At 58.9% G+C, this 23,295-nt stretch carries 20 protein-coding genes and 4 tRNA genes; 7 read left to right on the top strand and 17 right to left on the bottom strand.

Annotated elements, in window-relative coordinates; translation table 11 throughout:
* Positions 1-30: 30 nt before the first annotated feature.
* Entirely contained in the window at positions 31-2,733 is a 2,703-nt protein-coding gene (locus IGW03_RS05340; RefSeq protein ID WP_194721481.1) for a bifunctional acetate--CoA ligase family protein/GNAT family N-acetyltransferase, read from the top strand.
* A 37-nt stretch (positions 2,734-2,770) separates the two neighbouring features.
* Here IGW03_RS05340 and IGW03_RS05345 read toward each other — a convergent pair whose 3' ends face one another.
* The gene (locus IGW03_RS05345) at positions 2,771-3,568 is read right to left on the bottom strand and encodes a universal stress protein (protein ID WP_194721482.1); all 798 of its coding nucleotides are present in this window, start codon (positions 3,566-3,568) and stop codon (positions 2,771-2,773) included.
* 302 nt (positions 3,569-3,870) lie between these two features.
* Between IGW03_RS05345 and IGW03_RS05350 the strand changes: the two genes are divergently transcribed.
* Both IGW03_RS05350 and IGW03_RS05355 read left to right on the top strand, forming a co-directional pair.
* Complete coding sequence (locus IGW03_RS05350) at positions 3,871-5,664, top strand: PHA/PHB synthase family protein (RefSeq protein WP_194721483.1); 1,794 nt, start codon at positions 3,871-3,873, stop codon at positions 5,662-5,664.
* 25 nt (positions 5,665-5,689) lie between these two features.
* A complete protein-coding gene (locus tag IGW03_RS05355) occupies positions 5,690-8,242 on the top strand; it encodes a cation-translocating P-type ATPase (protein WP_194721484.1) in 2,553 nt (850 codons plus the stop codon).
* Positions 8,243-8,360: 118 nt separating this feature from the next.
* Here the strand turns inward: IGW03_RS05355 and IGW03_RS05360 are convergent, their stop codons facing one another.
* Complete coding sequence (locus tag IGW03_RS05360; RefSeq protein WP_194721485.1) at positions 8,361-9,329, bottom strand: 2-dehydro-3-deoxygalactonokinase; 969 nt, start codon at positions 9,327-9,329, stop codon at positions 8,361-8,363.
* Positions 9,330-9,530: 201 nt separating this feature from the next.
* Here IGW03_RS05360 and IGW03_RS05365 point away from each other — a divergent pair, with 201 nt between their 5' ends.
* On the top strand, positions 9,531-10,001 hold the full coding sequence (locus tag IGW03_RS05365; RefSeq protein WP_194721486.1) for a universal stress protein: 471 nt from the start codon (positions 9,531-9,533) through the stop codon (positions 9,999-10,001).
* Positions 10,002-10,031: 30 nt separating this feature from the next.
* Here IGW03_RS05365 and IGW03_RS05370 read toward each other — a convergent pair whose 3' ends face one another.
* From IGW03_RS05370 to IGW03_RS05385, 4 genes are all read right to left on the bottom strand, one after another.
* Positions 10,032-11,234, bottom strand: coding sequence for a family 1 glycosylhydrolase (locus tag IGW03_RS05370; RefSeq protein WP_323744929.1), 1,203 nt, complete (start codon positions 11,232-11,234; stop codon positions 10,032-10,034).
* Between the two features lie 668 nt (positions 11,235-11,902).
* Entirely contained in the window at positions 11,903-12,187 is a 285-nt protein-coding gene (locus IGW03_RS05375) for a hypothetical protein (protein WP_194721487.1), read from the bottom strand.
* Positions 12,188-12,281: 94 nt separating this feature from the next.
* A complete protein-coding gene (locus IGW03_RS05380) occupies positions 12,282-12,575 on the bottom strand; it encodes a hypothetical protein (RefSeq protein WP_194721488.1) in 294 nt (97 codons plus the stop codon).
* A gap of 65 nt (positions 12,576-12,640) precedes the next feature.
* On the bottom strand, positions 12,641-13,879 hold the full coding sequence (locus tag IGW03_RS05385; RefSeq protein WP_194721489.1) for a plasmid recombination protein: 1,239 nt from the start codon (positions 13,877-13,879) through the stop codon (positions 12,641-12,643).
* A gap of 351 nt (positions 13,880-14,230) precedes the next feature.
* Here IGW03_RS05385 and IGW03_RS05390 point away from each other — a divergent pair, with 351 nt between their 5' ends.
* Positions 14,231-14,629, top strand: a complete 399-nt coding sequence (locus IGW03_RS05390) for a hypothetical protein (RefSeq protein ID WP_194721490.1) — start codon at positions 14,231-14,233, stop codon at positions 14,627-14,629.
* Entirely contained in the window at positions 14,626-15,366 is a 741-nt protein-coding gene (locus IGW03_RS05395) for a hypothetical protein (RefSeq protein ID WP_194721491.1), read from the top strand. The genes IGW03_RS05390 and IGW03_RS05395 overlap by 4 nt, the downstream gene beginning before the upstream one ends.
* Positions 15,367-15,376: 10 nt before the next feature.
* Here the strand turns inward: IGW03_RS05395 and IGW03_RS05400 are convergent, their stop codons facing one another.
* Positions 15,377-16,075, bottom strand: coding sequence for an HAD domain-containing protein (locus IGW03_RS05400; RefSeq protein WP_194721492.1), 699 nt, complete (start codon positions 16,073-16,075; stop codon positions 15,377-15,379).
* Positions 16,076-16,421: 346 nt separating this feature from the next.
* Between IGW03_RS05400 and IGW03_RS05405 the strand changes: the two genes are divergently transcribed.
* On the top strand, positions 16,422-17,447 hold the full coding sequence (locus IGW03_RS05405; protein ID WP_194721493.1) for an AAA family ATPase: 1,026 nt from the start codon (positions 16,422-16,424) through the stop codon (positions 17,445-17,447).
* Between the two features lie 23 nt (positions 17,448-17,470).
* On the opposite strand, the gene IGW03_RS05410 is transcribed toward IGW03_RS05405, so the two are convergent.
* The 10 genes from IGW03_RS05410 to pdxJ form a co-directional block, all read right to left on the bottom strand.
* Positions 17,471-17,797: a hypothetical protein gene (locus IGW03_RS05410; protein ID WP_194721494.1), complete on the bottom strand. Its 327-nt coding sequence runs from the start codon at positions 17,795-17,797 to the stop codon at positions 17,471-17,473.
* A gap of 22 nt (positions 17,798-17,819) precedes the next feature.
* A tRNA-Leu gene (locus IGW03_RS05415) sits at positions 17,820-17,912 on the bottom strand.
* A 57-nt stretch (positions 17,913-17,969) separates the two neighbouring features.
* Positions 17,970-18,043 (bottom strand) — tRNA-Cys (locus IGW03_RS05420).
* Between the two features lie 112 nt (positions 18,044-18,155).
* Positions 18,156-18,231, bottom strand: a tRNA-Gly gene (locus IGW03_RS05425).
* An 81-nt stretch (positions 18,232-18,312) separates the two neighbouring features.
* A tRNA-Gly gene (locus IGW03_RS05430) sits at positions 18,313-18,388 on the bottom strand.
* Between the two features lie 152 nt (positions 18,389-18,540).
* Positions 18,541-19,125, bottom strand: a complete 585-nt coding sequence (gene pgsA, locus IGW03_RS05435; RefSeq protein ID WP_194721698.1) for a CDP-diacylglycerol--glycerol-3-phosphate 3-phosphatidyltransferase — start codon at positions 19,123-19,125, stop codon at positions 18,541-18,543.
* A gap of 81 nt (positions 19,126-19,206) precedes the next feature.
* Complete coding sequence (gene uvrC, locus IGW03_RS05440; protein ID WP_194721495.1) at positions 19,207-21,072, bottom strand: excinuclease ABC subunit UvrC; 1,866 nt, start codon at positions 21,070-21,072, stop codon at positions 19,207-19,209.
* A 12-nt stretch (positions 21,073-21,084) separates the two neighbouring features.
* Positions 21,085-22,137 carry a beta-N-acetylhexosaminidase gene (nagZ, locus tag IGW03_RS05445; RefSeq protein ID WP_228535049.1) on the bottom strand — a complete coding sequence of 351 codons (1,053 nt, stop codon included), beginning with the start codon at positions 22,135-22,137 and terminating at the stop codon, positions 21,085-21,087.
* Positions 22,134-22,526, bottom strand: coding sequence for a holo-ACP synthase (gene acpS / locus IGW03_RS05450; protein WP_194721496.1), 393 nt, complete (start codon positions 22,524-22,526; stop codon positions 22,134-22,136). The genes nagZ and acpS overlap by 4 nt, the downstream gene beginning before the upstream one ends.
* Positions 22,523-23,290, bottom strand: coding sequence for a pyridoxine 5'-phosphate synthase (gene pdxJ / locus IGW03_RS05455; protein WP_194721497.1), 768 nt, complete (start codon positions 23,288-23,290; stop codon positions 22,523-22,525). Before pdxJ ends, acpS begins: the two co-directional genes overlap by 4 nt.
* Positions 23,291-23,295: the final 5 nt, after the last annotated feature.

Consider the following 23,295-nt stretch of genomic DNA (forward strand, 5'->3'; position numbering starts at 1 on the left):
ATGGTCCTTACTCCTTGAAAGCAGCGGCGAATGACGGTCAGAAACCTGAACTTCCTTTTCCAGCCCAAGTCGGTCGCCGTTATCGGTGCATCCAGCAAGCCACACAGCGTTGGCGCCACCGTGCTGCAGAACGTGGTGCACGCCGGATTCGCCGGACCGATTTACCCTGTCAATCCCAAGTATGAACATCTGGGCGCGCTGCCATGCTATCGAGATCTCGCAGCCCTGCCTGCAGCGCCTGATCTGGCCATCCTCTGTACGCCGCCGCCCACCCTTCCCGGCCTCATTGGCCAGCTTGGCGCAATTGGGACGCGAGCCGCGATTGTGTTGACAGCGGGGCTCGGCCAGCACACTGATTGGCGGGGACGGACCGTCAAGGAATTGATGCTGGAAGCCGCACAACCCTATCTGTTGCGTATCCTCGGGCCCAACTGCGTCGGCCTGCTGGCCCCTGGCATCCGGCTTAACGCGAGCTTTGCCCATGTCGACGCGCTTCCGGGAAGGATTGCATTTGTTTCCCAATCCGGTGCAATGGTGACCGGCGTGCTCGACTGGGCCAGATCACGCGGCATCGGCTTTTCCAAGTTCGTGTCGCTGGGCGACGGCGCCGACATCGATTTCGGCGACGTGATCGATTATCTTGCCAGCGATCCCGACACCCATGCCATTCTCCTCTACGTCGAAGGATTGACCTCGGCACGCAAGTTCATGTCGGCCGCCCGTGCAGCCGCCCGCAACAAGCCCACGCTGGCCATCAAGGCAGGCCGCATGGCCGAGGGAGCAAAAGCGGCCGCCTCGCACACCGGCGCACTGGCGGGTGCCGACGACGTTTATGATGCCGCCATCCGCCGGGCCGGCATGCTGCGGGTGTATTCGACCGAAGAATTGTTTGACGCGGTCGAGACACTGGCGCGACTGCGGCCGCTGTGCGGAGAGCGCCTGGCCATCATGACCAATGGCGGCGGCCCGGGCGTGATGGCGACCGACATGCTGATGTCGGCTGGCGGCAAGCTGGCGCAGCTGTCGGCCGAGACCATCAAGCAACTGGATGCCGTACTGCCGAAGAACTGGTCGCGATCCAATCCCGTCGATATCATTGGCGACGCCCCGCCGGAACGCTATGCCGATACGCTTCGGATTCTGATGGACGACAGGGAAGTCGATGCCGTGCTGTTCATCCACGCGCCGACTGCGATTGTGTCAAGTGCCGAGATTGCCGCAAGGCTGGAACCGATGGTCAAGGAAGCCCGCTCCAATATCCTGGCCTGCTGGCTCGGCGGCACGTCCGTTGCTCGCGCAAGGGAGATATTTGCCGCGGCCGGTGTACCGACCTACGACACGCCGGAAAAGGCCGTGGGCGGTTTCATGCAGATGGTGCATTACCGAAAAAACCAGCAACTGCTGATGGAGGTACCGGCGGCCCTGTCCGGCGCGGTGAAGGAAAACAAACATCTGGCGCGCGGCATCATCGCGCAGGTGCTCGCTGAAGGACGCACCATGTTGTCGGAGTGGGAAGCCAAACAGGTGCTGACTGCCTACGGGATTCCGGTGGTGGAAACCCGCACCGTCTCCAGTGCGGATGAAGCTGGCCAGACGGCATCGGCGATCGGATTTCCGGTGGCATTGAAGATTCTTTCCCCTGACATCGTGCACAAGTCCGATGTCGGAGGCGTCGTCCTGGACCTTGACAGTGCCGATGCAGTCCGGGAAGCTGCTGCCAAAATGCAGGCTCGGCTGTGCGAGCTGTATCCGCAATCACGACTGCATGGATTTACCGTGCAGGCAATGGCGCGCCGCCCGGAAGGCCGGGAAGTCATCATCGGCGTGGCCTCGGATCCAGTCTTCGGGCCGGTGATCATGTTCGGTCAAGGCGGCATCGCGGTTGAAGTCGTCGCCGACCATGCCATAGCCTTACCGCCGCTCAATCATGTCCTTGCCCGCGAACTGATCTCCCGCACACGCATCTCGAACCTTCTCCGCGCTTATCGCAATCGGCGCGCGGCCGATATTGACGCCCTGTGCCGCACCCTGGTTCAAGTCTCCGACATGGTGGTCGATTTACCGGAACTGCAGGAACTCGATATCAATCCCCTGTTTGCCGATGCCGACGGCGTGATCGCACTTGACGCCCGCCTGCGGGTTGCGCCTGCCGCGCAAGGCGCCCTGGAACGCCTGGCAATCCGCCCTTACCCCGCCGAACTGGAAGAATGGGTGCAATGGCAGGGAGAGCAGGTGCTGCTGCGCCCGATTCGTCCCGAAGACGGCGTCGCTCACGTCGCCTTTTTCAATGCGCTGACCCCGGAAGATGTGCGCTTGCGAATGTTCGTCCGGATGCGGGCACTTCAACCGTCACAGCTCGCCCGGTTTACCCAGATTGACTATGACAGGGAAATGGCGCTCATCGCCACGCGCGCGTCCGCTTCGGGCAATGCGGAGACCCTCGGCGTGGCAAGGGTCGTGGCTGACCCCGACAATGTCGCCGCCGAATTCGCGGTCACCATCCGCTCGGACCTGAAAGGGCGTGGACTGGGCCACCTGCTGATGCAAAAACTGATTGCCTACTGCCGGACCCGCGGCACGCAACGCCTTGTTGGCGAAGCGCTGAATGACAATCGCGGGATGCTCAATCTGGCCGCTCGGCTGGGCTTCCAGATATCGCCTGCTCCCGACAGGGGGACAATGCTGATGCAGCTTGAACTCGGTCCGCCGGCGCGGCCGCACCCGGCGGGTTGATCATCGCAGTTAGCCAAGCAGTGTCAGGTGTCAGGAATCAGGCTGCCATGAACACCGGTATCGTCGCCGACTTCAGCATTGCGCCCGTCGTTCCGCCCAGACGCACGCCCGGATAGCGCGGGTGTGCGACACATCCCATGACCACCATGTCGCTCGATAACCTGGATGCAAGTTGAAGGAGCTGCGTCCCTGGCTGCTCCTCCCCGTCCTGGTGCAGCGCATTGGCATGAATGCCATGGCGGGCCAGGTAAGCCAGCAGTTCCGGCATGCTGTCCTTTTTGATCCGCTCAGGAAAAACCGGCGAGCGCAGATGGGCCACATGGACTTCTCGCGCATGCCGCAACATGGGCAACGCCGAGCGGACTGCTCTTGCCACAGGCATGCCGCCGTTCCAGGCAATCAGAATGCGTTCACCGGTTTCATGCTCGCTCTGCCCCGATACCTGAGCAGGTACGACGATCACGGGTCCGCCGCAATTGTGGATGACATACTGGAGGAAATCGATCCGCGTATCAGGATTGCCGCTGCCCTCTTTCCCCAGGACGATCAGGTCGCTGCACAATCCATGCTGACTGATTTCAGTCGCCGCATCGCCCTGGACCACACAATGTGCGGAAGACGGCACGGCAAGGCGGGAAGCGCTTTGATCGAAGCACCCGAAAAGGTATTCCCTCCTTCGCTCCTGCATGAGCGGTTGCTCGGCCCCGTCCGCAGAATCGACGGCCATGCCGATCAGATGAGCACCTTCCCGGAACGCGAGCTGACAGCCGACCTCCAGGCATGCGCCCAAACAGGGCGACTCGTCGACATGCACGGTGATGACCTTATAAGCCATATGTTCCCTCCATCGGCAACTTTGGATCGCTCGGTTGCAGCGCCTTTAATGTAGAACGCCGGCGCGCTGCTGTCATCGGCCGGATTTGAGCCAGGTCAAAATGCAAAACATCATCACGCCGGTGATTTGTACACCCGCCACCCCAGTCTTTGCTGCGCCTGGCCTCCCTGCCCCCTTCCCGCCATATTTGACTTCCGTCAAGCGGACATGCCCGATGCGGCGGTACGGTAGCCGTCATTTCTCATTAGGGGCGGCGGGGTGTCTGCGAGTGCGGCACCGGCCTCCTTATCAAGAGGCCATGCATGAACAAACCGCTACCGGAACTGGCGAAGCCAGAACGCCTTGCCAGCGCCTGGCTCGGCAAAAGCTCCAGTGCCGATCCGTATTATCACGGCACTGCGGACAGCCTTGACCGGGCCTATCATGCATTGCTTGGCAGGATGACCGCCACGCTGTCACCGGCGTCACTCTGGCTGGCCTACTTTGACTGGCTCATCCATTTGCAAATGTCGCCCTCCAAGCAGCAGCAACTGTGGGAGGAGGCCTGGAAGAAGTATGCACAGTGGGCGGTTCTCCAATCGCGCGAAATACTCTTTGGCGAAGACGTTGAGCGTGAACGCATCTTTCCGCTTCCGCAAGACAAGCGTTTCACTGCCGAGACGTGGAAACAATGGCCATTTGATGCCTTATCACAAGGCTTCCTGCTCACTCAGCAGTGGTGGCATCGTGCGACGACCGGTGTCATCGGTGTTTCGCGCCACCATGAAGATGTTGTGACCTTCGTCGCGCGCCAGTTGCTTGACATGCTGGCCCCGTCGAACCACCTGCTGACAAACCCGGTTGCCCTGCAAGCGACGGTCCGTGAAGGCGGCATGAACCTGGTCCGCGGAGCCATCAACTGGTGGAAGGATGCCGGCAATTATGCAACCGGTTTGCCGCCGGGCGTGCCGGATAATTTTCATGTCGGCGAGCAGGTTGCCATCACTCCAGGAAAAGTCGTCTATCGCAACCGCTTGATCGAACTGATCCAGTACACGCCGACGACGGAGAAAGTGCATGCCTGCCCTATCCTGTTCGTGCCGGCATGGATCATGAAATATTACATCCTGGATCTTTCCCCGGATAACAGTCTGGTGCGCTTTTTGGTCAGCCAAGGCTATACGGTATTCATGATTTCATGGAAGAATCCTGGCCCGGAAGACCGTGAGCTCACGCTCGATGACTATCGTACCTTGGGTGTGATGGCCGCGATCGATGTCGCAACCAGCCTTTCCGGGACCAGCAAAATCAATGCGGTTGGCTACTGCCTGGGCGGAACCCTGCTGGCGATCGCCGCTGCGACAATGGCGCGCGACGGCGACGACCGCCTGGAAAGCATGTCAATGTTTGCAGCCCAGGTCGATTTCAAGGAACCCGGCGAACTCTCGCTTTTCATTGACGAGAGCCAGATCGCGATGCTCGAAGCGGGCATGTGGGACACGGGATACCTGAATACCCGGCAGATGGCAGGCGCCTTCCAGCTGCTGCGGTCCAACGACCTGATCTGGTCACGTCGGCTCAATCAGTATGTGCTTGGTCAAGCCGAAGCACACAACGATCTGGCGGCATGGAATTCCGATGCCACGCGCATGCCTTACCGGATGCATTCGGAGTATCTTCGCCATCTTTTCCTTGGCAATGACCTGGCCGAGGGGCGCTTCCGCGTCGGTGGACGGACAGTGGCGCTCACGGACATTCGTGTACCCATCTTTGCGGTGGGTACGCTGACCGATCACGTTGCGCCATGGCGGTCGGTATTCAAGATTCATCTGCTCACCGACACCGAGGTGACCTTTTTGCTAACCAGCGGCGGGCACAACGCCGGCGTCATTTCCCCTCCGGGACGCCAGAACCGTTCCTACCAAATTGTCACGCACCATCCCAACGAGCCGTATACGGATCCGGGTGACTGGCAGTGTGTCGCCCTGACGCACGAAGGCTCGTGGTGGCCGGCATGGGAAACCTGGCTAGCGGTCAGGTCCGGTCGATCGGTACCGCCGCCGGCGCCGCAAAGATCCTTGGGTGATGCGCCAGGCGCCTATGTCCTGACTACCTGATTATATAAGAGCCTCCGTCAACATCATGACTGCACCGTCACCTGAACAAGGTTTGTCTGCCGAGACTGCTGCGCAACGGCTTGCGGATGAGGGACCGAACGCGCTGCCGGACGACAGCCACCGTCTTCTGCGAATCGTGCTCGCCGCAATGGCCGAACCGATGTTCCTGTTGCTGCTTGCCGCATCGGCATTGTATCTGGCACTCGGCGACTTTCACGAGGGTTTGCTGCTGCTGTTCATGGTCTGCGTCACCATCGGCTTGACGCTCTACCAGGAAGGAAAGACGGAAAGGGCATTGGCAGCCCTGCGTGACCTCAGCAGTCCGCGCGCGCTCGTTCGGCGAGATGGCAAGACGCTACGCATTCCCGGCCGGGAAGTCGTGCGGGGCGACTTGCTGTTGCTGGCTGAGGGCGACCGTATTGCCGCCGACGGCATCCTGCTTCAGGCAAACAACCTGCAGGTCGATGAATCCATGCTGACCGGCGAGTCGGTGTCCGTCCGCAAAAGCAATCTTGCGTCCGATGCGCCCGACGCGCGCCCCGGTGGTGACGACCTGCCCTTTGTCTGGTCCGGAACGCTGGTGGTCCAAGGCGAAGGTATCGCCTGTGTTTCCGCGACCGGAGCTCACAGTGAGATTGGCCGGATCGGTGCTTCGCTCAGAACGCTTACGCCGGAACGGTCTCCGCTACAGAACGAAGTCGCACGACTGGTCAAGGTGTTCGCCATTGGCGGCGTCGTGCTGAGCCTGATCACGATTGCCATGTATGGAACACTGCGTGGCGACTGGTTGCAAGCGTTATTGGCCGGTATTGCGCTGTCCATGTCGCTGCTGCCGGAGGAGTTTCCTGTCATTCTGGCGGTCTTCCCGGCAATCGGTGCCTGGCGCTTGTCTCGGGCACAGATACTGACCCGCCGCCTCCCGTCGATCGAGACGCTCGGCGCCATTTCCGTTCTGTGCACGGACAAAACGGGCACGTTGACCGAAAACCGCATGCAGCTGGCATATCTTTACGCTGATGGACGAGAAATAGATCTGGCTCGAACCGACCGCCTCAGCTTATCCGAGTCCGAGCGGGGGCTTGTTCACTATGCAGCACTGGCAAGCAAGCCGGAACCGTTTGATCCCATGGAAAAGGCCATCCATCAAGCGTGGAACGAGATTGGCCCGTCTGTGGCACAGACTTCGCCTTCCTCGTACACGCTTGCACGTGAATATCCGCTGTCCCTCCAGTTGCGGGCAATGACAAACGCATGGATGGATCCGTCGGGCCCTGTAATTGTTGCCGCTAAAGGCGCCCCGGAGGCCATAGCCTATCTGTGTCATCTCGGAATGGCAGAGCTGAACGCGTTGAAGGCGACGGTCGATGCCATGGCTGTCAAAGGACTGCGCATCCTGGCAGTTGCCGCCGCCCAGTACAATGCCACGCCACTGCCTTCGTCTCAGGAAGAATTCCACTTTACCTATCTGGGCCTGATCGGGCTTGCCGATCCCTTGCGGCCAGAGATTCCGCAGGCAGTCGCCGAATGCGTGACGGCCGGTATCCGCGTGATCATGATCACCGGCGATTATCCGGCTACCGCTGCCAGTATCGCCGCGCAAGCAGGTATTCCGGCTGGGAGCGTCCTGAGCGGCAACGCGCTCGACGAACTCAGCGACGAACAGCTTGCGTCCCGGCTTCAGACTTGCAATGTTTGCGCGCGCATCACGCCGGATCAGAAATTGCGCATCGTACAGGCTCTGAAGCGCCGTGGCGCGGTTGTGGCGATGACAGGCGACGGCGTCAATGATGCACCCGCGCTCAAAGCGGCGCACGTCGGCATCGCCATGGGTGCGCGAGGCACGGACGTGGCGCGGGAAGCGGCCTCGCTGGTCCTGCTGGACGATAATTTTGCATCGATCGTGCGCGGCATCCGCCTGGGGCGACGCATCTATGTCAACATGCAAAATGCCATGACTTACGTCTTTTCCATGCACATGCCCATCGCCGGCATGGCCTTGCTGCCCGCGGTGCTCGGATGGCCGATTCTGCTTTATCCTGCCCATATCGCGCTGCTGGAACTGATCATCGACCCGGGCTGCTCGCTCGCCTTCGAAAACGAGCGATCCGACGAGGAAGCCATGCATCTGCCTCCTCGCAATCCGGCTCAGCCGGTATTCTCGAGGCACGACGTATTCAGAGTCGCGCTGCAAGGCGTCGGGGCGCTCGCCATCGTCGCCTATGTCTTCGCGACAGGTCTGTCTCATTGGTCAGCAGACGTGGCGCGCACGAGTGCATTCTGTACGCTGGTCACGGCAAATCTGGCTCTTCTTTTTTCCAACCTGTCAAGACAGCACAGCGTGCTGCGTGCCTTGGCATCAACGAATCGGATTCCGTTACTGCTTGCGGCAATCACAATTATCCTGCTGCTGGCCACCATGCATATACCGTATCTGGCGACCTCGCTGCATTTCGCGCCACTGTCAGTCGGACAGACCGCGTATGCGCTTGGTATGGGACTGCTGTGCCTTGCCTGGTTTGAAGCGGTCAAGTTTGGCCAGCGTGCCGCCGGCCAAAGCAATGCCGCCCGTCGGATTTAGTCACGGGGTCGTGCAAGACAGGCCTACGGACGGATGAATGTGCCGCCAGGCGGAAGACAAGGCAGCAGCACCTTTGCCGGACACTCCGGAGTGATGACGAACCAAGTGAAATGCATTGCTAGGCGGGTAGACCGGATCTGACCTTCCACAACCATGCTGCTCCGTACGTGGCTGCCGCTTCACTAGTATCGGACCCGGCCACCGATGCCTGATGACCACGCTGTGTCAGGTACCTCGCCAATGGCTCGGTGATGGTCAAATGCCCATAGAGAATGACCGGGATTTCCGTTTTGATGAGTGCGATGTCCAACGCGGCCACCGCACCCAACAGATAGGCAGTGGCCTTGTCCGGAGGAGCATGCATGAGCTGGTCAAGAAGGCGAACACAAAATGCGGCTCGTCCAAAGCCAACCGCGTCGGTAGCCTCGCGTCCCTTGTCCCAGTACTCGGGATCAACCGCAGTCAACTTGTCGAGCGGTGTGACGCTGGATGCCAGTATCGTGTTCTGTGTCAGTGCATGCAGCAACTCCCCGCTCAGCGACGTTTTCGACGAAAGGATCTGGGAATCGTCCGTACAGATAAGCTTGTGATGTGACCCGGCATGGAAAAAGTTGACCGGACCTTTTAGGCTGAGTTGGTTGCGCAGGCCGATGACTTCGGTTTCTTCACCTCGCATCACATCCGTGCATGAAATAGAGTAAATCCGCACGTCGTTGATCATCGTCCGCACCCCCGGGATAAAATACACGGAACCGATCGATGGCAGGTCCCGAACGACCAACCTGGACGCCAGCTCCGTGTACATCACCGGTGCGACAAGATGAGGTACCTCGGCCAACCCGATGTTACTTCCGATCATCCCCAAGGCAATTACCGTATCGAATCGGGCGAACGAGTGTGCCTCGATCAAGAGTTTGCTGACGGCGCCATGCAGTGCCGCGCCGCCATTGCGTGCCACATCCCGAACCCCAATGGCGTATGCCTTTTGCCAGATGACGGCATCTCCATTCCAGAGGCGAAGTCGCGTACGGGTCGTACCACCATCCAGCACGGCAATTATTTCCGAAGCATACGCTTGCGTGCTCATCGTGCGCTCCCGCCGTTGATCATTCCAGGAAGACTGCTGAAAATATCTCAAAGCCACAATGGTGGTGGCTCACCTCCACTACAGCGAAAGGCAGTTCTTCGGCTCTGTGACTTTTACACCATTTCGTGCAAATTGAGGCGGCTCAATCTGCTTTGATCACCCGCTGCTAACTTGAAGTGTAGCCGATCATTTCAATGTCCTATGTTTTCCAATATCTTGGTTCCGACTGATGGATCGCCCGCCTCCGACGCCGCTATCGCAGCCGCGATGCAATTCGCCCGACGGTTTAATGCCCATATTTATGGGCTTTTCGTTGCGCCCGAGATGCAATATCCGATCTATCTTGACACCACGCCGCCGGTGTATCTCAGTCAGGAAGAATATCAATCGTCAATGCGCACAACAGGCAACACGTACTTGAACGAGATGCAGAAAGCGGCACAAAAACTGGACCTGGAATTCAGCGGAGAGGTCGTGATCTCGGACAAGACTGCGCTCACCATTGTCGATGCAGCAGAGCGCCAGCACTGCGACCTGATCTTTATTGGATCCCATGGCAAAGGGGGCGAACAGGATCACCTGCTGGGCAGCGTCACGTCGAAGGTGTTGTCAGCGTCGTCGCTGCCCGTGCTCGTTTACCGCGCGACTAAACCCCTGGATCACAACCCATGAGCTGCGCGTTACCTTCAAGTAAGGCCCCCGTCAATACATGGACAGCATGCCGTTGGAAATGCGCCCCCGCCAGGTTTTGATCAGTTCCTGATAAGCACTGCCTACCGGTGTAATCTTCCTGTCCAAATCATAGAGGCCATAATGATTGATCCGCCCGTTCTGCTCCACCAGCAGCGTGTCCCAATCGATCTGATCGATCAGGCTGTACCACGTGAATCCGATAATGGGCACGCCATCTTCCTTCAGGCGCACCAGGTTTCCCCACTGCCGTTCCAGCCATGAGCGCGCTTCCTTTTCGTTATGCCGGTTATCGCGGTTGTTCGTCTCGGTATGCATCACCGGCAACCGATAGCGGTCGTAGTACTGCTTGGTGATGACGTAATAGCCGAGCATCTCATACTGCTGAGTGCTTCCGTCGGGAAAGACAATGTGCTCATTGGTCGCATAATAGTCGTTTCCCATGATCGAGTACGGCTTGATATTGTGATCGAGGAAAAAATGGAATTCTTCCTTGCTCATCCCGTGTTCCAGCAAATATTCGTACATGGTGGCGCACAGATCGTAGCCGTAGCTCAAATCCAGCGAGAGAAAACGGCGCTCATTCAAATGGCGCGCCATTTTCACTGCGTCCGGGTTCGCCGGATGAAAATATTCCGATGACTCACTCTGGATAAAGCGTGCCGCCGGCTGGACTTCCAGGATTGCTTCTGTCGCCAGCACGTTTGCTTTCGCAATATGCTTGAGCGCAGTGACGAAAGCGGTGTCGTTCGAAAGACATTCGTTCCATAGGCCTAGTTGTCCGGAGAAGTGTGCCGCGACATACATTTCATTGACTGGCGTGTATAGCCTCACCCATGGAAAGCGAAGCGCAAAAGCTTGCGCGTATTCGGCGAAGAAGTGTGGGAATTCAGGGTTCTGAAAATTTTCGAGCCAATCGGGCATGCCAAAATGGCACAGATCAACGCATGGCGTGATGCCCAGTTGTTTGATTTGATCAAAGGCATCGTCTGTAAATGACCAGTCGTAGTGACCCGGACCACAGTGCAAACGGTAGTACGGTGGCCCATACCGCAAGACATCAATACCAAGTTCGCGAGCCAAGCGCAAATCTTCCTGATAGCGCAGGTAATGACCGGTTTTGTCCATTTCGTCCACGCGCGCCGTTCGCCCATCTTGGCCCCGGACGGTCGGATAGCTATTTTCGATGCCGCTCGCAAACAGGAAGGAATGCACATGGTCTCCGGCTGGTTGTCTACCTCGAAACGCTATTTTGCTATCCTTGAAAGCCGCAGCTTCTGTGCACTATGGCACACCTGCAAGGGTTTTAGGATGCAGGCCATTACCACAGTTCTAACGCAAAGCATTCCGATATTCTTGACCTGCGTCAAGCAGGCTAGGGATGGGTTTGCCTGCGAAACGATGGCGACTTGCTTTCCCCACCGGCCGAAAGCCCGTAGGCGACATCCGGCATCTCTATCGCGAACAACCATGCAGCCTTTATCCACACATGAAACAACCATGAAGGCTATGAACCGACTAGGCATCAGATGGCCACTCGGGTGGCTTACCATGTCGTTACCAGCTTGGTCCCTGGATGCCGCTGACACCAACCCAATGAATCGAATGGCTGCATATGAGCAGGTATCGGGGCTTGCCGCTCGAAGCGACGAATCTGACGGGTTCGGACATCGACATGGTTTGTTTATCCCCAGGCATCATGGCACGGCGTCATGCTCTTAGCGCCAGCCGGATTTGCAGTGGCGCTATTTGCACGCCACCCGGCGCGGTTCGCGCGCCGGTGCTCGCGATCTCCCGCTGGTTTCAAAAGTCCATGCTTGATTTCTGACATCGCCAGGCGAGCGCTGGTGCATCAAACCTCGAGGTGCAATGCACGCAAACGTTCAAAACAAATGCCCACTCTCGCCATGTTGGATATCCTTGGCCAGCCGATTCAAACCTTTGTCATTAGCGCCATGTTGGTAGAACCATTCCAGCATATGGAGCGCGACCATGAACCGTTCCGGCTCCAGTGCACGGATCTGCTCAAGATGACAGACGACGCCCTGCCCCGCCAGTGACTGCACCAGCTGGCGCACCAGCCGGCCGTTTCCATCCCACGTCACTGCCCAGTCTCCGGTAACAAAAGGATTCTCCTCTGTGTCAGCGCTTCCATCATGATCCGCCATGGTTCCCCCTGAAGTTCCACTCCATTGATAACAGGCACCGCCCTTCATGTTCGTTGCGCAGCGCCGAACGGTGTACCCAATGCTGCAAATGCAATTACGCCTCGATAAAGACGAAGAGATCAAACGCGCCGTCGCGTTCAATGGCGCCCACCAATGCTCGAAACCCGCCGTCGGCCGGACCATGCTCGTGAAACCAATCCAACATCCGCATAGCGATGTCGAACTGTGCCTGATCCAGTTCCCGCAACCGCGCAAAATTGAAGAACACATAGGGATCGGACAGCGACATCGTCAGCCACTGCAATACCATTGCGTCACCTTCCTGCAGGATTGCGCGCGCATGTTGAATGAACGGGTTATACAGATCGCGATGCTGTTGGTCTTCCATTGCTCCCTCCCTGATATGGTCAACTGACTCTGGCGTTTCTGGCGAGTGAACGAGGTCTGATGCATTCATCGGCTTGGCTCGCCGGCGTCTTTTTTGAGGAGCAAGCCTTTCAGCGACGCCAGCTGGTATCGCAGCGGAGTGTCTTCAAATTCCTGCAATCGGCTGACCGCCTTGTTCAGCAACGACATTGCGAGGTTCAGTGTGCCCTGCCCCAATTCCACCGTGGCCAACGCGTCCTGCTTGGCGTCGCTTTCCGCCGTGAGCCTTTTTTCCATCCGCTTCAAGTCCTGCTGACTCTTTTTGAGCTGACGCTGTAGTGCGTCCTGTTGCTGTAGCCACTGCGCCTCCTGGATGGGATCGCGCTCCATCAGCATCAATACCGTTTCGATGCGTGCGCGGTCCTCGTCTAAGGTGGCACGCAACCTTGTCAGCTCGGCGTATTGGATTGCCGCATTCTCGTCGGCGGCCTTGCGAACTGTCGCCGCTTGCTGCTCGGCCTGCCGGCGCTTCCACTCGACCGCCAGCTGTACCTGCTCACTGATGCGTCGCACGCGTGCAGTAGCCTCCCGTTCGGCGTTATCCAGTTCCTCCTTTGCCGTATCGACACGGGCCTGCGTGGCAGCCAATTCCTGCTCCAGTTGCCGTAGCTTCCATTCGCTGCGTGACAGGCGGGTGCGTTGCGGACCGAGGCGTGCAAGACCGAAACGGGAACCTAGCTTTTCATGGAGCACATCCTGCCAGCGACGCATCGCCGCCGTGTATGCAGTACGCTTATCCATTTCCCCGCTGTGACGCGCTGCCCGGCTGGCCGCATAGCCGGGATGGACCGTGCCGAAATCCTCGTCCCCGATCTCCGGGACGGCATAAAGATGGAGGTGTGGATTTTCTTCGTCAAGGTGTTCGACCACCGAGCGCAACCTGGGACCGAACAGTTCAACCAGTACCTCAACAGCCACTTCGCGGAACTGTGGCCAGTCGTCGATCCGGTGACGCGGCAAGCTGATCACGCCGCAGGCAAGGATCGGACTGTCGCGACGCAGTGGGCGGCCGTTCTTCTGCGTAACCGAGTCTGCCCATGCCTGTGCAATCGCTTCAACGTCGAGCGGGTCGACGCCATACAGTGTCGTTGGCGGCTGCGGATGACGAACATGCGCACAATGCCCCTTGCAGCGGGCGGCTTCGCGCAGTACCTCCCCGGCACTCCAGCGACGTTCGTTGCCCTTGTTACCCCTGCTTCCCTTTTGGCGCTTGGTGGAACCGACTTTCGACGCCCACTCGAGGCGGGCAAACTGATAGTTGTCCATGGTGTGTCCTCGTGCGTTGGTTTCGATGGTGATAAGACCATCCTACCTTCACTGGCTGAGAAAAACTCACACGAAGTCTAGGAACCGACTCGGCATCACATGGCTGAATGTCGGTGCAATACCGCACCGGCAAGCGGAGGCGTTGCCCGAGCGACGACACACTTACTCTCGTGCCGGTGTGCTGCGCATCGGTGGGTTGGTTGGTCAGACCAAATGGCGCCATCATCGCGCCAGCCGGTGTTGTCTTCACGTCGTTTGGAACGATTTGCACGCCGGCTCAAATTTCTTTAAGGAAGCATTTTTGTACTATAGTAGAGTCGTCTATCACCAACGGACCTCACACCGCCGCCTATGCCTGCACGCAAATACGGACTCGATGCGGACCGGCCAGTCCATGTGCCGACCCGGCTGCCGCGTGTCGTGCTGGCATATCTGCACGTTATCGTGCGGCTCAAGCGCCCACAATTCTCATACAACAGCCTAGCGCATCTGCATGAGGAAATCGTCCGGTGTTTCCTGGCGTTGGCCCCGTATTCACCCTCCTTCCTCTGGAAGACCCCACGTGCAGCCAGCGCTGACGATGACGACTTGGCGTTTCGCCAGTGTAATTTCCAGCTAGCGCCGGCGCTGGCCCACGCCCTGAAAAAGGCGAGCGACCAGGCAGGCGTCACCCGCGCAACCTTCCTGTACACGGCCACCTACCATTACATTGAGCATGTGGCGACGCCGAAAGCACTGCAACTGCTATGACGATCCGGCGCGCCCAGACGCTCATCGACGCCGCCCGACAACTGCTGACCGCGACGCCGGTCGATGAACAGCGCCTGTACGAAACACTGGTCGTGCTGATTGAGCAGCATGGTTATACGAAAGCAGCGTTGGTGCGCCTGTTGGGCATCGGGAAGCAACAGCTTTTCCGTATTCTGGCCAGTCGCCGCAGCGAGTTTGTCCGTTACCTTGCGATGTGCGGCGGCCAGGCATCGGTGGTCGAAGCGCTGCACGGGATGCCGACCGCGCTGCGCGAACAACTGCGGCAGCAGTTTGAGCGAACCGGTCGGCCCTACAGCCAGGCCATGTTGCGCCGCTTGAAACAGCAATGGGCAGCCGGCAACAAGGTGGTTGCGACTAATGTGCAGCCTGACGCGTCAGCCGAGCTGCCAGTACGCCGCTCCTACAGCAAACAGATGCGTCACACAACCATGGCAACTGACGAGGACAATGAGCAGGCCTTTCTCCGTGGGCTCGTCGCCCCAGTGGCCACTGGTGAGCGTGAGCTGCTTGATCGCCTGAGCCAGATAATTCCGGCCCCGGCGCAGGCACCTCGACTGCCGGCATGGAGGGACGCGCCCCGAGCGGAAGCGCGACAGCCGGCCGTCCGGCTCACTGCAGATCAGGCGCGCCGTTTAATCCGACGACTCGGCGGCAACGCTGATGTTCCAGCGAAAGACCTGCAAGCGGAACTGCTCCGATTGATCAGGCGCCGCTAGCCTATCCGGTTCACTGAATCAGTTCGCCGATTCGTTCCGGGTGCTGTCCTGCGAAGTCCGGGCACGAACTCGCAAAGACGATGGCGGCGTCCAGTGCCTGGGCCGACGCTGCGGTCAACCCGTGCACACCATCGATCAGCACCACGACTTCATCACGCGCGACCCCGACGTCGTAATGGCCGCCGTCGCTGTCTTCACGGTAGAACGGGGCAATCAGCTCGGTGGGAAAATGCGCGACCTGGTCATCGATCGCGACCCAACAATGGCGATAGACTGCCGGATCCAATTGTCCAACGAATGCTCGAATTTGGTCGATGCGGCTACCGTCGAAACCCGTGGCGCCGATCAGCCGACTGCTGATGACAGGCAGCAGAAGCCGCTTGACCCAATCCAGCGTGTGCACATGGCGGAGTTCAAACAAGATGTCTTCGGGTTCGTCGTGATCGATGAAATTGAACCCTTCCCAGCTTCGCCACGCGCTACTGAGAACGACATCGACGTGCCGGTGCCGCATCAGCACCTCCGCCAGAAGCTGCTGCTTGTCTTCGCACAGCAAGCCGAGACTCGCAGGTGTGACTGTTCCCCTTACCAGCTGCACGCGCAATTCTTCAGTATCTCGGTCCATGCCTTTTATCTCTTTGGTCACTGAATGCGTGACCCCATCAAAATCAACGGCGAGTACGATCCGCTCTGGAATATCTACCGTCATTGCAGGCTCCTATAGAAAAGAAAGGGCAAGAAAGCGCCGCATTCGCATGCGTCATTAACTATAAAATAGTACATTGACGGACTTATATCAACGGACTACCCTGAATTCACACCGTCAACGAACTCATTGAGGCCCGCAATGCAGATCCCCGTTTCCTTGCCTGATCCTGCACTACCGGTTGTCATTTCTAGCGCCAAGACACCCTGTCTTTCGCAGTCGTCGCATTCCAGTCTGCCGTTCGACTTCGATGCGCCGGACAGCGTTGAGGACATCAGTACGAATGAACAATCACACGGGGCTACGGAAACTCCTCCTCCCCTGACAGCGACAACGGAGCGGCCCCACGATGACCAGGAAGCGCTTTCCTCGTTCTGGCCAGTGCCCCCCCAGGGACCGCTGCCAGCAGTATCTGGAAGTATTCTGCCGCGACGAGGTTGAAGCGGTAGCTCGCATTTATAAGACGTATGTAACGGATCGTGAGCGCCGCACTGCAATCGGCAAAATCATCACGCACCTGCGGCAGTCCGGTGCGTACCGCGCCTTGCCCTGCATCCCGCAAGGATGGCGTCGTCGTCTCGACGATCTGGAGGCGCTGTTTCCAAATTTCGGGGAATACATTTCGTTTCTACGCACGACGTATGCCCTTGCCGAGCGCGAAGGCCGTCATAGCCCTCACTGTGAACCTGTTCTTCTTAACGGTCCCCCCGGCATCGGCAAGTCGTTAGTCATCCAGCACGTTGTCGACTTCATGGGCGTACGCAGTCAGACTTTCAGACTTGAGTCCGCGCAGGCGGGAGCTGATTTGCAAGGGACTGCGGAATACTGGGGGAACTCGCAACCAGGCAGACTTGCGAAAGAGCTGATTTTCGGAAGTAGCGCAGCCCCGGTCTTTGTGCTGGAAGAAATCGATAAGGTCAGCGCTCGCGAGTACTCGCCCCTCAATTCGCTTTACGAGTTACTCGAAAGCGACTCCGCCGCGACATACCATGATCAGGCTCTGCCGTGGCTAGGAATTAGGGCCTCACGTGTAATCTGGGTGTCTGCTTCTAACTCAATCGATACGGTGCCGGCACCGATCCTGAGCAGGCTGAAAGTCATCGAGATTCCGGCGCCGACACCGGAACAGACACTGACGATTGCCACGGAAATCTGGCGAAGGCTGCGTGCCGACTGGCCTGTCGCTACGGCGAACATGGTATTGACAGACGATGCGCTGTACGCAGCAGCATCGCATCCGCCACGCATCATCCGCAAAGGCTTGCGCGAAGCGGTCGGCCGCGCGGTCTACGATGGACGCAATTTGATCACTGCAGATGACATCAACGCCTGCATGGGACATGTTCAACAGCGGCGCCCGTGCGGATTTCTATGAGGATTCACGCTCGATTGCCACGCTTACCGATTGGCGACACAGGTGCAGGCAATGGTGAGATTGAGCACCATTCGAGCGTGTACGATCAAATGAGAAATGGTCTGGCCTTCGCCAGAGTGTTGATCACGCAGTATGTGATCGTTTGTCATCACGCACAGCGCCAGACGGGAAAAGTAGCGCGCCTCCCTTGAGTCGCCAGCCGTGGCATCATGGTCGCGATGCCTGATCTCAGGCAGACGCGGCATCGATTGAATGCCGTTTTGCGTTGCGGGAGTATGACAAAATGAAACTACCACCACAACTCTTACCTGATATTGAAATTGGCGTGCCGGCAACCCTGCGGTTAGCAAACACTTCGCCTAGAAAGCTTGATGGTGCCCGAGACCGGAATCGAACCGGTACGCCCCCTCTCGGGTAAGCGGCGGATTTTAAGTCCGCTGTGTCTACCAATTTCACCACTCGGGCAAGGCAGGCGGCTGATGCAGATACGAAAAAAGCGCACGCGGCGCTTTTCTGGAAAACTGGAGGCGGGGGTCGGGATCGAACCGGCGTAAACGGCTTTGCAGGCCGCTGCATAACCACTTTGCTACCCCGCCATGGGGAGGTATTGTAACCACAAACTGCAATCCGCGTTGGCATCGGACTGTAAAATCCGTTTGCTTTCGCAGCAGGATTCGACTGACAACTTCCGATCGAACCCAGAGAAACTGGAGCGGGAAAAGAGTCTCGAACTCTCGACCTCAACCTTGGCAAGGTTGCGCTCTACCAACTGAGCTATTCCCGCATGAACTGCACATAATCATCAGACAAGCGTGGCACTTTCTGATGAAATAAAAAAGGAAGCTAGAAGCTTCCTTTCGGATTCTGGAGCGGGAGAAGAGTCTCGAACTCTCGACCTCAACCTTGGCAAGGTTGCGCTCTACCAACTGAGCTACTCCCGCATTCACAACAGACACGCATTATAGAGAATAAAAGATTCTTGTCAACCCTCGTTCCCTGCGTCTCACTGCAACGACTTCCTTCAACGCATTCAATACGCGAAGCATTGGATGCGATGCGAGCGTGCATTCAAGTCTCGCACATCAAGGCAAGATCAGAACACCGGCCCTGCTTTTTCCTTGATCAGCGGCCACGCCTTGCGCAGATAATAGAACATCGACCACACGGTCAGCACCGCTGCAATGACGAGCAGCCATGCGCCCCACAGCCGCGTATCGATGACGCCGAACAGCGTGTCGCTGAACAGCAGCATTGGAATGGCAATCATCTGCGCGGTGGTCTTAATTTTTCCGAGCGAGCTGACCGCGACGGATTTCGACGCGCCCAGCTGCGCCATCCATTCCCTCAACGCGGAAATGGCGATCTCGCGGCCGATGATGATGAAGGCGACCACCGCATTCACACGGTCAAATTCGACCAGCACGAGCAATGCGCCGGCCACCATGAGCTTGTCGGCGACGGGATCGAGGAAGGCGCCGAATGCGGATGTTTCGTTCCAGCGCCGTGCGAGGAAGCCGTCGAACCAGTCGGTCACTGCGGCAATGATGAAGATGGCGGTCGACGCCACTCCCTTTGCATAGGGAGTGAGCCATGCGTCTGGCAAATAGAAGACGCCCACCACGAGAGGAATAAGCGCTACGCGCAGCCAGGTAAGAAGGATCGGGATATTGATGGGCATAGTCGGTGCCATTGAATTAACCCGATTATCTCGTGGAAATTGCGTTCACTGCAATTGCCGCGATACAGGCTGGATCAAAGCTTAGTGAAGCTGCTTGTAGATTTCTTCCGCCAGTTGACGCGAGATGCCTTCCACGGACGCAATTTCCTCGACGCTGGCGTTGGCCACGCCGCGCAATCCGCCGAACCGAGCCAGCAGTCGCTGGCGCCGTTTTGCGCCGACGCCTTCGATCTCCTCGAGACGCGACGTCTGCCGCGCCTTGGCGCGTTTGGCGCGCATGCCGGTGATGGCGAAGCGGTGCGCCTCGTCGCGGATCTGTGCAATGAGCATCAGCGCTGCCGATTCCTTGCCGAGTTCCGCAGGAGGCCGTCCGTCGGCGAAGATGAGCGTTTCGAGGCCGACCTTGCGCCCCTCACCTTTCGCCACGCCGACGATCAGGCTAATGTCGAGTCCAAGCTCGCTGAAGACCTGGCGCGCCATTTCGACCTGGCCCTTGCCGCCGTCAACGAGCACGATGTCCGGCATCACGCCGTCGCCATTGGCCACTTTCTCGTACCGGCGAGACAGCACCTGGCGCATGGCCGCATAGTCGTCGCCCGGCGTGATGTCGTTGATGTTGTAGCGACGGTATTCGCCGTTCTGCATCGCATGATGGTGAAACACGACGCAGGAAGCCTGCGTCGCCTCGCCCTGGGTATGACTGATGTCGAAGCATTCGATGCGCAGGCTTTCGAGGTCGGCGACATCCATGACCAGTACATCGACCAGTGCACGCGTACGGGCCTGCTGCGAACCCTGCTCGGACAACAGGCGCGCCAGCGCAATCTCGGCGCCCTTCTGCGCCATTTCCAGCCATTGCCTGCGCTGCCCCTGGGGCTGGAACACCAGCGTGATCCTGTGGCCGCACTGGTCCATCAGCGCCATCATCAGTTCGGGCTCGTCGAGTTCCACGCTCAGGATGATGACCGAGGGAATGAAGGTATCGATGTAGTGCTGGGCGAGGAAGGCCTTGAGCACTTCGACTTCGGGCGGCCCTTCCGCGGCGGCAAGCGCATCGTCGACATGCGTTGGGAAGTAGGCGCGGTCGCCGAGGTGGCGTCCTCCTCTCACCATCGCCAGGTTCACGCAGGCCCGCCCGCCCTGTACCACGATGGCAATGACGTCGATGTCCGCATCGCCCACGGTTTCCATGGTCTGCTGGTGCAGCACGCGGGACAAGGCGCTGATCTGGTTGCGCACAGCGGCGGCCTGCTCGAACTTCAGTTCCTCGGCAAAGCCGTGCATCTTCTTCTCGAGGGTTTCGAGCACTTCAGTCTGCCTGCCGCGCAGAAACTTTGCCGCATTCTCGACATCGAGCGCATAGTCTTCCTTGGCGATCGCGCCAACGCAAGGCGCGCTGCAGCGCTGGATCTGGTGCAGAAGGCACGGGCGCGTACGATTGGCGAACACGGTGTCTTCGCAGGTGCGGATGCGGAATACCTTTTGCAGGATCTGCATAGATTCCTTGACCGCCCAAGCGCTCGGAAACGGGCCGAAGTACTGGTTTTTCTTGTCGACCGAGCCGCGATAATAAGCCATGCGCGGCGTGTCCTGCGCCGTGATTTTCAGGTAGGGATAGGACTTGTCGTCGCGGAAGAGGATGTTGAAGCGAGGCTGCAGGGTCTTGATCAGATTGTTTTCGAGCAGCAGCGCTTCCGCCTCGCTTCTCGTCACCGTCGTTTCGAGACGCGCGATGCGCTCCACCATCATTGCCGTACGCGGGCTGGCGAGCGTCTTTTGAAAATAACTGGAGACCCGTTTTTTCAGGTCGCGCGCCTTGCCCACGTAGAGCAGCTTGTCTTCCGCATCGAAATAGCGATAAACGCCGGGCAGATGCGGCAGCTTGGCCACCGTTTCCAACACGACGGCTCGCGGATCAGGCGCAGCGGATACTTCAGTTTCAGACATCAGAACTCTTCTTTATGCGTCGCCCAGTGAAAGGGCCGTCTTCTTCGCCGCACGGTAGCGCGGATCTTCCTGCAGGGCATCCCATGACAGCTCGGGCGTCTGCGGGACGAGGGAAGCGATGCGCATGGCCGATTCCTTCGATGCCGCATCCTGTTTCGGATCAAGCTCGGAGAGCAACTCATCTGCCTTGTCCGGCGAATTGCAGATCAATACCATGTCGCAGCCGGCCGCCAACGCGGCTCTGGCGCCGGCGGTCACGCTGCCGGCCACCCGCGCGCCTTCCATGCTGAGATCGTCACTGAAAATGACGCCCTGGAAGCCCATGTCCTTCCGCAGGATGCCCAGCCATTTCTTCGAAAATCCCGCCGGGCGCTTGTCGACCTTGGGATAGACCACATGCGCAGGCATGACGGCGGCAAGACTGAGTCCCATCCAGTCGTAGGGAGCGGCATCCTCGCCCAGGATGGCCTTGAGGTCGCGTTCGTCCACCGGCATGTCCACATGGGAATCGGCCTTCACGAAACCATGGCCGGGAAAGTGCTTGCCGCAGTTGGCCATGCCGGCCAGCAGGAGGCCGTAATTCAGGCTGCGGGCCAATGCGCTGACCACGCGCGGATCACGGTGAAAGGAGCGGTCGCCGATCACGCCTGACTCGCCATAGTCCAGATCCAGTACCGGAGTGAACGACAGGTCGACGCCGCATGCGCGCAGTTCGGAAGCCAGCACGAAACCCACGTCGGTGGCGGCACGCATGGAGGCCAGCACATCGCTGTCCCAGAGTTCGCCCAGCCTGCGCATGGCAGGCAGGCGGGTGAATCCGTCGGTTCTGAACCGCTGGACGCGGCCGCCTTCATGGTCCACGGCGATGAGAACGCCCGGCCGTGCCGCATGGATGGCTTGCGTCAAAGCAGTCAACTGCGCACGGTTCTCGTAATTGCGGGCAAACAAAATCACACCGCCTGTCAGCGGATGCCGGATGCGGCGAACATCTTCCTCGGTCAAGTCCTTGCCGACCACATCAAGCATGACCGGCCCGAGCGCCGCGTTTGCTGCCGATTCACTCATTTTTTCTCCACGATGACGAAAGCGACCGCATAGTCCGCCTCATCGGTAATCGATACCTGTGCGGTCAGTCCGTTTTGCTCCATGAAATCCTTCAACGCCCCGCTGGTAACTGCGACAGGTTTGCCGCCGGGCGCGTTCAATGTCTGCATCGCGCGCCAAGTCATGGGCATGCGCATGCCGAGGCCGATCGCCTTGGAAAATGCCTCCTTGGCGGCAAAGCGCGTCGCCAGGAAACGGATGCCGCGGGCTTCGACCTTTGCCTTGCGGGCGAAGTACTTTTCCAGTTCCTGCGGTCCCAGGATTTTTTCGGCAAAGCGCTCGCCGTTGCGGGCAAGCGCCGCTTCGATGCGCGAGATCTGGATGATGTCCGTCCCGATGCCGTAGATCATTTCTTGTGCAGGCCGAGGCGGGCCGCAGTCATGATGGCCTTCATTTCCTTGACCGCGTTCTTCCAACCGATGAAGACGGCCTGCGCGACGATGGCGTGTCCGATGTTGAGTTCCTGGATTTCGGGAATGGCTGCGATCGCCTGCACGTTGGTGTAATGCAGTCCATGGCCGGCATTGACCTTGAGACCCTGCTTCATGCCGTCGAGTACTGCCAGCTGCACCCTTTCCAGTTCTCTCTGCACTTCTTCCTCGGTGGCAGCTTCGGCATAGCGGCCGGTATGGATTTCGATGACCGGAGCGCCCGCCTCCGCAGCGGCGCGGATCTGGGTCGGATCGGGATCGATGAACAGGCTCACGCGAATGCCGCTCCGCTGCAGCTGGCGCACTGCCGCCTGCACTTCGGTGAAGTACTTGACGACATCAAGCCCGCCCTCAGTGGTGACTTCATTGCGGCGCTCCGGCACGAGGCAGACATCGTGAGGCTTGATGCGGCAGGCGAAGTCGATCATTTCATTGGTGACGGCCGACTCCAGGTTCATCCTTGTGCGCAGTTGGGGATGAAGGGCTTCCACATCCGCATCGCGGATATGGCGACGGTCTTCCCTCAGATGCAGGGTGATGCAGTCGGCTCCCGCTTCTTCGGCCAGGAGAGCGGCTTGAATCGGATCGGGATAGACCGTGCCGCGCGCGTTTCGCAACGTTGCGACATGGTCGATATTGACTCCAAGGTCGATGACGGGGGTATGGGGGTTCAGAAGGCTCATGGCAA

This window comes from Noviherbaspirillum malthae (assembly GCF_015352985.1).
Lineage (GTDB): Bacteria > Pseudomonadota > Gammaproteobacteria > Burkholderiales > Burkholderiaceae_D > Noviherbaspirillum > Noviherbaspirillum malthae.

Excerpts from the sequence above, each read along its gene's own strand:
- IGW03_RS05340 (WP_194721481.1), top strand. The coding sequence starts at position 31 with ATGACGGTCAGAAACCTGAACTTCCTTTTCCAGCCCAAGTCGGTCGCC.
- IGW03_RS05345 (WP_194721482.1), bottom strand. The coding sequence starts at position 3,568 with ATGGCTTATAAGGTCATCACCGTGCATGTCGACGAGTCGCCCTGTTTG.
- IGW03_RS05350 (WP_194721483.1), top strand. The coding sequence starts at position 3,871 with ATGAACAAACCGCTACCGGAACTGGCGAAGCCAGAACGCCTTGCCAGC.
- IGW03_RS05355 (WP_194721484.1), top strand. The coding sequence starts at position 5,690 with ATGACTGCACCGTCACCTGAACAAGGTTTGTCTGCCGAGACTGCTGCG.
- IGW03_RS05360 (WP_194721485.1), bottom strand. The coding sequence starts at position 9,329 with ATGAGCACGCAAGCGTATGCTTCGGAAATAATTGCCGTGCTGGATGGT.
- IGW03_RS05365 (WP_194721486.1), top strand. The coding sequence starts at position 9,531 with ATGTTTTCCAATATCTTGGTTCCGACTGATGGATCGCCCGCCTCCGAC.
- IGW03_RS05375 (WP_194721487.1), bottom strand. The coding sequence starts at position 12,187 with ATGGCGGATCATGATGGAAGCGCTGACACAGAGGAGAATCCTTTTGTT.
- IGW03_RS05380 (WP_194721488.1), bottom strand. The coding sequence starts at position 12,575 with ATGGAAGACCAACAGCATCGCGATCTGTATAACCCGTTCATTCAACAT.
- IGW03_RS05385 (WP_194721489.1), bottom strand. The coding sequence starts at position 13,879 with ATGGACAACTATCAGTTTGCCCGCCTCGAGTGGGCGTCGAAAGTCGGT.
- IGW03_RS05390 (WP_194721490.1), top strand. The coding sequence starts at position 14,231 with ATGCCTGCACGCAAATACGGACTCGATGCGGACCGGCCAGTCCATGTG.
- IGW03_RS05395 (WP_194721491.1), top strand. The coding sequence starts at position 14,626 with ATGACGATCCGGCGCGCCCAGACGCTCATCGACGCCGCCCGACAACTG.
- IGW03_RS05400 (WP_194721492.1), bottom strand. The coding sequence starts at position 16,075 with ATGACGGTAGATATTCCAGAGCGGATCGTACTCGCCGTTGATTTTGAT.
- IGW03_RS05405 (WP_194721493.1), top strand. The coding sequence starts at position 16,422 with ATGACCAGGAAGCGCTTTCCTCGTTCTGGCCAGTGCCCCCCCAGGGAC.
- pgsA (WP_194721698.1), bottom strand. The coding sequence starts at position 19,125 with ATGCCCATCAATATCCCGATCCTTCTTACCTGGCTGCGCGTAGCGCTT.
- uvrC (WP_194721495.1), bottom strand. The coding sequence starts at position 21,072 with ATGTCTGAAACTGAAGTATCCGCTGCGCCTGATCCGCGAGCCGTCGTG.
- nagZ (WP_228535049.1), bottom strand. The coding sequence starts at position 22,137 with ATGAGTGAATCGGCAGCAAACGCGGCGCTCGGGCCGGTCATGCTTGAT.
- acpS (WP_194721496.1), bottom strand. The coding sequence starts at position 22,526 with ATGATCTACGGCATCGGGACGGACATCATCCAGATCTCGCGCATCGAA.
- pdxJ (WP_194721497.1), bottom strand. The coding sequence starts at position 23,290 with ATGAGCCTTCTGAACCCCCATACCCCCGTCATCGACCTTGGAGTCAAT.